Below are 10,692 nucleotides of genomic sequence, written 5' to 3'. Positions count from 1 at the left end.
TCCGGCGGATCGCGTTCACAACACGAGGCTCAACTGTTCTTGAAACAAATGTTCATGCGGATGCCAGGGGCCATCGGGCCAAGCGGCGGTGTGTTTCATGCCGCGCAATCTCAACGTCTCATCCGGCAGCGGCGCGCTGGAGCGCCTTCGCCTCGCCCCACGGCGCGCCTTCAGACGTCGAGCTCCTCACCCGAAATTAAGGTCACCGGCATCGCCTTCGGGTGGATCGGCTCGACGATGGCACTGGCGATAGTCAGCAGAACGTTCGGCTAGTCGGTTTTAACGCGCCCGAAACCGGAGACCGGGCTCTATGCGACGCAGAGCGCCACAAGGGCGATGCTGCAGAACGGCGACTTCGCGAATTGGTCAGCAGCGGTAGCCCGGCATTTCAGCAAATTGCATGCTCTTGTAAGTCTGGGACGGAAGGCACCAATGCGTGCAATTTCGGGCGTCGCTGCGGAGCGCTCCAAGTCAACGGCGTGGATGTGGGAGCTAATTAATCTCGGAAGGTCTAGCAGTTCGCTTCGTATGTGGCGCAACGAGCTGTCCAAAGCTGCCACGTCCTTGGTGCTGATGCAGGTTGTGTAAGATCACGACACGTCGCCCGCGCTACCAACGTCAGAGGTCGAAAGTCAGTTTGTGGCGCCAAATGGCATCTATCTCGATGAGCCCTATAAACAAACCGATCTCTCCGCCCATTACACCGGTATCGGAGAAGATGCTGACTGCGTGGCGCTTCAGGCGCGCTACAAGGACTGTGCAATCTCGATAAAGCGGGTCGCAGCATTGCTGAATCCGTAGGCGCTACGGTGCAATTGAAGATTGAGCACGGATATTGCCGACATAATCCGGAGTGGGCGTATCTGAGTTTGGTCGGTGGCGACAGACCCACGTCGCCGATTGATTGAGACTATTACATTCCGCACATCCAGAAACTCTTGAAGGCGCCATCCCTTGAACTTTCGCGGTTAATCTGGCGAACGATCACATCACTTCCTGTCGAGTCCAATTATTGGAAGGCTGCCTATCGTCGTAACTTGTCGGGGGTACGCATACTGCGGCCTCGCGTCTGGTGCATGAGCTTCGGGCTACCAAATGGGTTCCACAAGGCAATGGCGCGTTTGTTCGTCCGGGAGCGGCATCGCGCGAATTGTTGCCGGAAGGGTTTCCTTTTGACTCGGGTAATAAGGGCCTAAGTGCAATCGAATTTGGCTACGACGCATACTGCCGAACAGCGGAGGAAGATAGAATGGACGGCATAGCCAAGAGAGCAGGTTTTGCCGATGCAGCCGAGCTGGAGCGCGCGAGGCGTTTCGCCGCCCTTCCTGTGGAAGAGCAGGAAAAGTTTTTCGTTGAACGTGAGAACGCCGCGAAGGCGGCTATTCCGGATCGAGACCTTGCTAATCCCCAGCGACGCGCTCGGAATGTCGCCGAACAGGCTGAGAACGCTGCTGATAAGGAGAGCGAGATACGGAGCCGGTCAATATCCATCGGTCGGGAGGAAAAGAAAGTGGAGGCGGAGCAGTATTTGCGGAACCACTATCGGAATGCTGACGGCGAGATGACATGCCAGATATGCAAAGGTCCGTTACCGTTCAAGCTGGAGGACGGGGCCAAATTCTTTGAGGTGGTCGAGTTCCTTCCCGATCTGAGAAAGCGCCACTTCCAGAACTATCTCGCGCTTTGCCCCAATCATTCGGCGATGTACCGACACGCGAACGGATCCAGGGAAGTTATCTGTGAGATGGTCCAGAATCTCACGGGTAACGAGCTTGAGGTAACTCTCGGGCAAAAAGATAGGACGATATATCTCAGCAAGCATCACGTCATAGACATCAAGGCCGTTCTCGCGGCAGAAGCTCAAATTCCGCCGGAGGTTGAGGACGAGAATGCTGCGTGAGGCCCTCAATGTATCGCGACCAATACAAAAGGGATAGCGCCATCAAGATCGCACGGAGTTACAGCGATGTTCCTAGAGCAACTTAGTGACGAACAGCTCGATGCCTTCGAGTCGAACTATCGGAAGGCGAAGAAGACGGAGGGTGGAAAGTATTCACGCAGCGAAATCTTACTAGAGAGGCTGCGACGGAAACCGTCAGTGTTTGGTACCCGCCAGGTCGCCGCAAAGATCAGCGAATTGGCGCAACATCCGAGGATGGATTGTGCACCTATGGTCAAATCTGGTCTGAGTTTCGACCGAACACTCCCTGGGAGGGGCACAAGACGCTCGCAGTCGTAGCGTCAAGCCTGGGGCGTGTGGTGCATTATTGCGTCACGAACAATCTGCCGATTCTCACGACGCTCGTTGTCCAGACCGGCACGAGGCGTCTCTCGCATGAGGCCGTTCAAAATTTCTACAATGAGTGCCGAGAGTTGGGGGTTAGCGTAGGTCCCGATCCGGAAGTGTTTGTAAGAACGCAAGCAGAATTGACGCGGCACTTGGCCTTGCATGATCTTCCAGCCGCGTACTGATCGGGTTGCGCACCGTACCTCTCGAAGCAGGGCTCTCGCCGTCGTTGAGAAATTGCGAGACGGATGATGGGCGCGCTTGCTTTGCCGAGCGCAATGGTTAACCGGTCCGCGAAGCGGTCCGCTACAAAAATGGCTGTTCTGCCAAGTACTTGATCTCATTGGTGGGCCCGGCAGGACTCGAACCTGCAACCAGACCGTTATGAGCGGTGCGGCTAGCGTTACCCTCGCATAGGGCAGCTTTTTCTTCAGCGGTTCGGCCAAAAGGCGCCTTTTGCGCGCGAAATGCACCAAACTCGTTGCCCTCAGCCCTAACCGCAATCGGGTCGAGAAGCGTCTCGGCCGCTAGGCGGCGTCAGATCCGGCCGGATAACCGTGTGAATGCGGTCAGCCTCTGCACAGTTGGCTCGACGTTCTGCATGTAAATCTCGGTCCGGAGGAACGCGATCTCATCGTCGAGCGCGGTCTCATCGACGTCCCTGAACCAGGATTTCGGCTGCCGTCGCTGCCGTCATTCCAGCGATAACCCTGCGTTTCAACGAGTCCTTGAGCTCGAAAGCGGTCTGCTCCGCCCAGATTCGCATCGTCGGCCTGCGGGCGATTTCAAGCAGGAGCACAAGGGCGGATGAGGCCTTCGTCGGCAATTCGAACGCGAGCACCTCCAGCAAGGCGTGGCAATCGTCGACCGGCCGGTGCGCCTGATGGAAGTAGCCGGCTCCGTTCAGGAGATAGCCAAGCTGCAAGCCCGCGAAGCCATATTTGCGCCAGTCGATCTCGTTCATGCTGCGGCCCCAGGCCTTGTGCTCGAACAAGGGCCAGTAGCGTTCGGCGAACTTTCGGACCGGATGTTCCACTTTCTGCGACACAGCTAATCACATGGCAACGCTATAGCGGACCATTCCAAGCGTGTACCCTCGCGGACGTACCATGTGATGGAGTGCAATGTGCGACGGATCTTGGCCATCGACTACGATGCAATCATGCAGGGAAATCTCCGACGCGTTTTCGGAGAACGAGATCTATCCCGCAGAATCCAGGCGATCCGCGAGCTTTACGATAAGGATGCTGTGCTTCATGAGCCTCAAGATTCGGTGCAAGGTCATGAAGCGATTTCGCAAGCGGTGACAGAACTATTTGAGCGACTGCCGTCAGGTTTCGTTTTCAAGCCGATCCGACCGGCGCTCGGTCACAACGGTCTTGGTCGACTCCAGTGGTGGTCGGGGCCACCGGAAGGTCCCGCCGCCGTAACCGGCATTGATGTTGCCCATATCGAAGATAACGTAATCCGATCACTGCATGTGTTCCTCGATCAACCGGGCTCAGAGCAATGAAATCAATCTCGGCCCCGATCAGGATTGGATACTGTCTGTCGCTTACCGGGCCCGTATCCGGAAACAGCAGATCCGCCCAGCTTACGCACGACATCTGGCGAGACCAAGTGAACATCCGCGGCGGTCTTCTTGGACGTCCGGTCGAGTTGGTGCGCTACGACGATCAGGGGGACGGGTCGCGCGTGGCGTCGCTATACGCGCGCCTTATCGAGGATGATCGTGTGGATCTCGTGATGGGCGGATACGGGACCAACACCAACCTTGCCGCTCTGCCGGAAATAACCGCGCGGCGGCGCTTTTTTGTAGGGCTTATGGCGCTTGGTGCCAACATCGAGCTGCAATACTCTGACTACTTCGCGATGATTCCAACAGGTCCGGACCCCAACGCGTCGCTCACTGAAGGGTTCTTCGAAACTGCTTCGTTACAAAATCCTCGTCCTACCACTGTTGCGTTGCTCTCCGCGGATGCAGTCTTCTCGCGCAATCCGATCCTCGGTGCAAAGGCAAATGCAACAAAGTACAAGTTCGAAATCGTTCATGAGGCGACTTACCCGTTAACGACCACTGACTTCGCACCCTTTCTTGACGCCGCCGCACGAAGCGAATGCGACCTTCTCTTTCTGTGCTCGTATCTTCAGGATTCGGTCGACCTCCTTCGATCTCTCGACAGGCATTCGTTCCGGCCAAAGATGGTTGGAGCAAGCATGATTGGTCCTCAGAACGCTGGAGTCCGGAGCCAGCTCGGGCCGCTTTTGAACGGGATCGTGAACTACGAATATTGGGTGCCGGCACCCTCATTGGCGTTCGAGGGCGTAGATAAGCTCCTGAAAACCTACAGCTCGCGGGCAGCAGGGTCAGCCGTTGATCCGCTTGGACATTATATGGCACCGCTCGCGTACTCGCAGATGCAAGTTATCGAACAAGCTATCGAAGGTACGCGCAGCCTTAACGACAGTGCACTCTCAGAGTTCACACGCAACACAGAGTTCTCGACGGTGATGGGCAAAATCAAATTCGGTGTCCGTGGCGAGTGGGCGCACCCACGTGTGCTGCAGGTGCAATTCCAAAATGTCGACGGTTCCGATGTGGAGCAGTACAGGGATGGCTCGCGGCAGGTTGTCGTCGCTCCACGGGAGCTGGCATCAGGGCAACTGATATATCCTTTCGAGAACGCTCGGGAGGCGAAAAAGTCGGACCTTCGCGCGAAGTCACCTTAGACCGGTAGTTGACAGAGGCGGATGCCGGTCGGTGGCGTTCCGCCTCTTTCCACTGCAGGCCCCGCTATGTTCAGTCGCGACCGCGTACAGGGTGCGCCAACACCGCATCTATCCGGATGACAGAAACCTAAAGTCCTCATTCATCGAGCTGAGCCGCTCGATCATGCCTTGATCGCTAAGACGAGAGTAGGAAGACATGACTCCTGTAGCGCGCTTTGAGATCATGCTCCTGCTGTTGGCCATGATCGTCATCCTCGAGATACTCGCGCGAAAGCTTCAGCTTCCTCGTGCCGCGGCACTTATCGTGGGCGGAATTGGGCTCGCGATGATCCCGGAAAGCCCGAACATCGAACTCGATCCCGAGCTGGTCCTAATTCTGTTCTTGCCACCATTGTTGATGGCCAGCGCATGGTTCACTGCCTGGCGGGAATTTCGCGCCGACATAAGGATCATAATGCAACTAGCCGTTGGAGCTGTTGCATTCACTACGTTGGTCGTCGGCGTCGTAACACACTTGGTACAACCGGCCCTTCCGTGGGGAGCCTGCTTTGCTCTGGGTGCGATTGTCTCGCCGCCAGACGCGGTCGCTGCGAAGGCGGTGCTGCAGAAACTACCTTTGCCGCAGAGAATTATCGCGCTGCTAGAAGGAGAAAGCTTAGTCAACGACGCATCCGGGCTAGTACTTTTTCGACTAGCCGTCGGCGCAACACTTACCGGTGCATTCAGCACGACCTATGCGGTATTCCAGTTTTCCTGGGTTGCATTTGGCGGCGTGGCGTTCGGGGTGGCAGCCGCCTACGGGTCCATTTTCGTCATTAAACGCATTCCCGATGCCGATCTTACCGTCGCCTGGGGTTTCCTGACTGCTTGGATTTCGTACATTGCGGCGGAAAAATTGGGCGTCTCCGGAGTTTTGTCCACCGTAGCGTGCGGAATGGTTATGGGTTGGCACCAGCATGAACTTCTTTCAGCCGTTACACGCACGCGGTCGGCGGCCGTCTGGGGCGTTGCCGTGTTCTTGCTGGAATCGATGATTTTCATTCTTATCGGCCTGTCGCTGCGCGGCATATTGACCCGGCTCGGTGGACTGGAAACTTTGCTCCAACTGCTGCCATCGATGATGGCGATGATCGCAGCCGTGATCGTCGCGAGGTTTGTGTGGATCTTTCCGACAACGTACATTCCCCGCGCGTTGTTCTCGACGCTGCGCGCGCGCGATCCTTATCCTCCCCTATCCGTACCCTTCATCATGAGCTGGGCCGGCATTCGGGGCGTGGTCAGCCTAGCCGCTGCGCTCTCGCTTCCTGAGGCGTTTCCCGGTCGCGACCTCATTCTCGCGGTAACGTTCGCGGTCATTCTCGTGACGGTCCTGCTCCAAGGCACAACGTTGGCGCCCCTCGTGCGTTTGCTTTCCGGGATTGGACTTAATTCATTAACCGCCGCAAAGCTGTCTGAGGCTGAGGCCCGCGCTCGCATCGCTGCGGCTCAGCTATCGGCGGTTGAAAAAGAGTCGCTGAATTCCGACGGAAGTCACCGGCATCCTCGCTTAATGGAGCAATACTCTTACCGCGTTCGAGCGTCTGTGCGGTTCTCCGAAGAGCCCGAAGCTCATACTTCACATCGCGCGGATCACTTCGCAGCCGTTTTGGCCGCGCTTTCTGCTGGTCGTAAAGAATTGCTGCGGATGCACCGTGAAGACCTGATCCATGACAGCGTGCTCCATGCAATAGAGCAAGAACTTGATCTGGAAGAGATAACGGTAAAGCGGTTTGTATGACGGACCTCGAGAAACTCTTTATGCGCTTCAACGGCGGCAGATGCAAAGCTCGTCATTAGACTTAGATCGGGCGCGCGCGAGTTGGTCGACAAGCCTACCTATTTGCGTTCCGCTTTGTGAGACACAGCTGCTCACTTTCCGAACCTACCGTAAGCACACGCCACAATGTTACCTCGTTGAACAAGCGGAGCGTTAAGTGCCGAAGATCCTCAGTAACGAATGTCTGCCACCTGCGACCTCCGATCGCACATCGGCCAACAGCCAGGGGGACAGCGAGTTCAAGCACGCCGTCAGCAATCGGTCGACGGAAGCAGTCATAGCCGCGCTCTGGACAGAGACGTGCCTCATATTGCCTACCTTCTGGGCCAGGCTATGAGGCCTATGTGCCGTTCGACGCGGCCCGTCGTACCTTGTTTGCAGCTCACCAGGCGGCGGGCCACCGCATTGAGCAGGCAGGCGTACAGTTTAATAGCCGAGTGCCCGGCCTCATGAAGTTCTTTGAAAGCTTTGACGGGCTCGATCCAGAGAAGACCGCTGCCCGCGATCATTGACCTACTAGCAAGGCGGCGACCGTTGAACCTCGTCGGACTGATCTTCTGAGAGATGCTTCTTAGGAAAAAGCGACACAATGGCAAAGCTAACAACGCGGGACGGCACTAGAATCTATTACAAGGACTGGGGCTCGAGAGACGCCCAACCCATCATGTTCCATCATGGTTGGCCATTGAGCGCGGACGATTGGGAGAATCAGATGCTGTTCTTCCGCAACAGAGGTTACCGCGTCATAGCGCACGACAGGCGTGGTCACGGCCGTTCCGATCAGACCGATACCGGAAACGAAATGGATACTTACGCGGCCGATGTCGCCGAACTAGTACGTGACCTTGATCTGAAGGATGTAGTGCACGTTGGTCACTCGACCGGCGGCGGCGAGGTGATACGTTACGTTGCCCATAGTGAACCCGGTCGGGTTGCCAAGGCAGTGCTGATCGGCGCCGTGACTCCGATCATGTTGGCGACGCCACGATACCCTCGTGGTCTGCCAATGGAGGTCTTCGACGGATTTCGCAAAGCTCTCCTCCGTAACCGCGCGCAATTCTTCCTCGATGTCCCCAACGGACCGTTCTACGGCTTCAACCGCGAGGGCGCCGAAGTGAGCGAGGGACTTGTCCGCAACTGGTGGCGGCAGGGCATGATGGGCGCTGCCAAGGCACATTACGACTGCATCGCTGCCTTCTCGGAGACCGACTTCACAGAGGATCTGAAGGCCGTGTCCCTTCCGGTGTTGCTGATGCATGGCGAGGATGACCAAGTTGTGCCTGTCGACGCGTCGGCCCGCACGGCGATCCAGTTGTTAACCAGAGGCACACTGAAGACGTATCCTGGCCTGTCGCACGGCCTGTTCGCCACTCATCCCGATGTCATCAATGCCGATCTATTAGCGTTCATCGAGGATCGGACCACATCATGAACTCCGTAAGGGATAACGTTGCCGAACATCGTTTCGAACTGGCTATTGATGGCAGCGGTGAACTTGCTGCTGCATATTACCGCCCTAAAGGTGACCGGATTGTCCTCACCCACACCGAGGTGCCCGAGCGATTTGCGGGCCACGGCGTCGCCTCGGAGTTGGCGCGCGGCGTGTTCGAAGCGCTTCGGCGCGCCGGGCGCAAGGCCATCCTCGTTTGTCCTTTCATGACTGCCTTCTACGCACGTCACCCGGAATATTCGGACGTTGTCGATGACACGGCTCAACAGGAGAAAAGATTATGATTGAGATGGTCATCGAACAGCGGCGGCGAGATCTCGGGGGTGGCTTCGAGGTGGGACGTGTGCTGCCATTCGCCAAGCGGCGCATGGTGGGCCCGTTCATCTTTTTCGATCACATTGGACCGATTGATATCGCGCCCAGCGATGATCGCGGTTTAGACGTTCGCCCGCATCCGCATATAGGCCTCTCGACTGTGAGCTATCTGTTCGCTGGCGAGATCATGCATCGCGACAGTCTCGGCTACGAGCAGCCGATCCGTCCGCTGGAAGTCAATTGGATGACAGCAGGCAGCGGCATCACTCATAGTGAGCGCTTCGAGCATGCCCGCGCGCATGGTGATCGCGTGCACGGCATCCAGGCCTGGGTTGCACTGCCAGTCGACCAGGAGGAGGCCGCCCCTTCCTTTTCACACCATTCCGGAGTCGACCTGCCGCAGTGGAACGAGTCGGGGGTCATTGGGCATCTCATCGCCGGCAGCGCCTACGGCTTGGTGGCCGGCTCCGTAACGCACTCGCCGCTGTTCTACGCACATCTCGACATGTCGGCGGGGTCAACGGCAGAGGTTCCGGTCGGCCACAAGGAGCGTGCCCTATACGTCGCTACGGGCGCAGTTGAGGTGGATAGTCGCCGCTATGAGGCAGGTAGGATGCTGGTGCTCGGTGCGGGAATCTCGCGCGTAAAAGCGTTCGAAAAGTCGGCTGTGATGGTGCTCGGGGGCGAGCCCATTGGTGAGCGCTTCATCTACTGGAACTTCGTGTCATCTTCCAAGGAGCGGCTCGCTCAGGCGGCCTCAGACTGGAGGGCGGGACGGATGAAGCTGCCGGATGCGGACAACGCGGAGTTCATCCCACTACCGGACCAGCCCAAGCCGGCTGCCTCGGCCAGTTCCTAAGCGGCGAGATTACAAGAAATCGGTTTTGTCGCTCTTGTCTGATGGAGATGATGATGGCTGCGCCGCGCGCACATGTAACAGTGTCAGAGACCGGAAGAAGCACTTTCGCTGTTCGGATCGAAACGAGCAGTCATGTGCTTACCGGCGACGAACCCGTGGATGCCGGCGGTGGCGGACTTGGTCCCAGCCCTTTTGAACTTCTGTCGACTGCACTGGCAGAATGCACGGCGATGACTGTGCGTTGGTACGCCCGCCAACAGCGCTGGCCGTTGGAACATGTGTCGGTGGTGCTCGATTACGCGAAAAGACTGCCTGCCGGCGCTTCTAGTCCCGTTGATGTGTTCGAGAAAAACATCTTCATTCGGGGTGCCAAGCTTACGGACGAGCAGCGCTCACGACTGTTCGATGTTGCCTCCAAGTGCCCAGTTCAACGCGTTCTAGAAAGCTCTCCTTCGATAAGGTCAGAGCTAGCAGCAATAACTGACCTGTAAAGAGATAGCCAAGGGCGGCTACCTGACACCTCAATTCCTAGATTTTCCAGAAGAAGGAGCTCACAATGTCTACCAGTGCGCAAGCTGTCAAAAAGTTGTCTACCGCCGAACCCGCGTCTGCGGCATCCCCTTTGGCCATTCTGCGGTTGATCTTGTCGAACCCAACCGATCTGGATTTCGTCAAACAATTTACGACTGATGACTTCATATATGTATCGCTCAATTATGAGCACCCGGAACTGAAGCAGATCATGCCTTGGGCCGGAACCAACGAAGGCACCAAAGGACTGGTTCAGACCTTTATGGACGTCAGCCGTTATTGGACGACAGATGACTTCCAAATTCAGGACAGCTTTGAGAATAAGAATGGCGCAGCGATCTTTGGCTCCTTTACTTACACATCAAACATTTTGGGAAAAAAGGTGACATCACCCTTCGCGGTACTGGCGCGCGGCGAGAACGGCAAGCTGTCATACGTGCAGTTTATGGAAGATACCTTCGCGACCGTCCGCAGTTTTAGAGAAAGCGGCGAGTATCTCATCAAAGCAAATCCAGACGGATCGGAAACCAGCGTCTGAAAGCAAGGTTAAGATCCGGCCGCGATAAGCCATTACATTTGCATCAAGGGACTAGGCCACGTCCGGCCGACTTTGAGCCGTCTGGCCTAGTTGGAGCCACCCTGACCTCCGCGAGGAGCTGCAAGGCCGAGTTGGCTCTCAAAGGCCAGCTCCGAAGCTCGTTACC

At 56.9% G+C, this 10,692-nt stretch carries 10 protein-coding genes and 2 pseudogenes; 10 read left to right on the top strand and 2 right to left on the bottom strand.

What is annotated here, in order from left to right:
- Positions 1 to 15: 15 nt before the first annotated feature.
- Positions 16 to 260: pseudogene (locus tag NLM25_RS34385) on the bottom strand (hypothetical protein); the annotation flags it as partial.
- Between the two features lie 989 nt (positions 261 to 1,249).
- Here NLM25_RS34385 and NLM25_RS34380 point away from each other — a divergent pair.
- Complete coding sequence (locus tag NLM25_RS34380; RefSeq protein ID WP_254122252.1) at positions 1,250 to 1,900, top strand: hypothetical protein; 651 nt, start codon at positions 1,250 to 1,252, stop codon at positions 1,898 to 1,900.
- 924 nt (positions 1,901 to 2,824) lie between these two features.
- Here NLM25_RS34380 and NLM25_RS34375 read toward each other — a convergent pair.
- Positions 2,825 to 3,308 (bottom strand): annotated as a pseudogene (locus NLM25_RS34375) (3'-5' exonuclease); the annotation flags it as partial.
- A gap of 117 nt (positions 3,309 to 3,425) precedes the next feature.
- On the opposite strand from NLM25_RS34375, the gene NLM25_RS34370 reads away from it, so the two are divergent.
- The 9 genes from NLM25_RS34370 to NLM25_RS34330 all read left to right on the top strand — a co-directional run bounded on the left by NLM25_RS34370 (position 3,426) and on the right by NLM25_RS34330 (position 10,526).
- Positions 3,426 to 3,800, top strand: a complete 375-nt coding sequence (locus NLM25_RS34370; protein ID WP_254122250.1) for a nuclear transport factor 2 family protein — start codon at positions 3,426 to 3,428, stop codon at positions 3,798 to 3,800.
- Positions 3,797 to 5,017, top strand: coding sequence for an amino acid ABC transporter substrate-binding protein (locus NLM25_RS34365; RefSeq protein WP_254139820.1), 1,221 nt, complete (start codon positions 3,797 to 3,799; stop codon positions 5,015 to 5,017). Before NLM25_RS34370 ends, NLM25_RS34365 begins: the two co-directional genes overlap by 4 nt.
- A gap of 196 nt (positions 5,018 to 5,213) precedes the next feature.
- Positions 5,214 to 6,794 carry a Na+/H+ antiporter gene (locus tag NLM25_RS34360; protein ID WP_254122245.1) on the top strand — a complete coding sequence of 527 codons (1,581 nt, stop codon included), beginning with the start codon at positions 5,214 to 5,216 and terminating at the stop codon, positions 6,792 to 6,794.
- Between the two features lie 383 nt (positions 6,795 to 7,177).
- On the top strand, positions 7,178 to 7,345 hold the full coding sequence (locus tag NLM25_RS34355) for a hypothetical protein (RefSeq protein ID WP_254139819.1): 168 nt from the start codon (positions 7,178 to 7,180) through the stop codon (positions 7,343 to 7,345).
- A 77-nt stretch (positions 7,346 to 7,422) separates the two neighbouring features.
- Positions 7,423 to 8,265: an alpha/beta fold hydrolase gene (locus tag NLM25_RS34350; RefSeq protein WP_254139818.1), complete on the top strand. Its 843-nt coding sequence runs from the start codon at positions 7,423 to 7,425 to the stop codon at positions 8,263 to 8,265.
- Positions 8,262 to 8,567, top strand: coding sequence for a GNAT family N-acetyltransferase (locus NLM25_RS34345; protein WP_254122239.1), 306 nt, complete (start codon positions 8,262 to 8,264; stop codon positions 8,565 to 8,567). The genes NLM25_RS34350 and NLM25_RS34345 overlap by 4 nt, the downstream gene beginning before the upstream one ends.
- The gene (locus tag NLM25_RS34340; RefSeq protein ID WP_254139817.1) at positions 8,564 to 9,457 is read left to right on the top strand and encodes a pirin family protein; all 894 of its coding nucleotides are present in this window, start codon (positions 8,564 to 8,566) and stop codon (positions 9,455 to 9,457) included. Before NLM25_RS34345 ends, NLM25_RS34340 begins: the two co-directional genes overlap by 4 nt.
- 53 nt (positions 9,458 to 9,510) lie before the next feature.
- Positions 9,511 to 9,948: an OsmC family protein gene (locus NLM25_RS34335; RefSeq protein WP_254122237.1), complete on the top strand. Its 438-nt coding sequence runs from the start codon at positions 9,511 to 9,513 to the stop codon at positions 9,946 to 9,948.
- Between the two features lie 65 nt (positions 9,949 to 10,013).
- Positions 10,014 to 10,526 carry a nuclear transport factor 2 family protein gene (locus tag NLM25_RS34330; protein ID WP_254122235.1) on the top strand — a complete coding sequence of 171 codons (513 nt, stop codon included), beginning with the start codon at positions 10,014 to 10,016 and terminating at the stop codon, positions 10,524 to 10,526.
- The last annotated feature ends 166 nt before the right edge of the window (positions 10,527 to 10,692 follow it).

The sequence above is a fragment of the Bradyrhizobium sp. CCGB01 genome (genome assembly GCF_024199795.1).
In the GTDB taxonomy this organism is placed as follows: domain Bacteria; phylum Pseudomonadota; class Alphaproteobacteria; order Rhizobiales; family Xanthobacteraceae; genus Bradyrhizobium.
This window is presented reverse-complemented; position numbering and strand designations above follow the sequence as displayed.

Bases quoted from the DNA above. Each gene is read 5' to 3' on its own strand.
- NLM25_RS34380 (WP_254122252.1), top strand. From the start codon at position 1,250: ATGGACGGCATAGCCAAGAGAGCAGGTTTTGCCGATGCAGCCGAGCTG.
- NLM25_RS34365 (WP_254139820.1), top strand. From the start codon at position 3,797: ATGAAATCAATCTCGGCCCCGATCAGGATTGGATACTGTCTGTCGCTT.
- NLM25_RS34360 (WP_254122245.1), top strand. From the start codon at position 5,214: ATGACTCCTGTAGCGCGCTTTGAGATCATGCTCCTGCTGTTGGCCATG.
- NLM25_RS34350 (WP_254139818.1), top strand. From the start codon at position 7,423: ATGGCAAAGCTAACAACGCGGGACGGCACTAGAATCTATTACAAGGAC.
- NLM25_RS34345 (WP_254122239.1), top strand. From the start codon at position 8,262: ATGAACTCCGTAAGGGATAACGTTGCCGAACATCGTTTCGAACTGGCT.
- NLM25_RS34340 (WP_254139817.1), top strand. From the start codon at position 8,564: ATGATTGAGATGGTCATCGAACAGCGGCGGCGAGATCTCGGGGGTGGC.
- NLM25_RS34335 (WP_254122237.1), top strand. From the start codon at position 9,511: ATGGCTGCGCCGCGCGCACATGTAACAGTGTCAGAGACCGGAAGAAGC.
- NLM25_RS34330 (WP_254122235.1), top strand. From the start codon at position 10,014: ATGTCTACCAGTGCGCAAGCTGTCAAAAAGTTGTCTACCGCCGAACCC.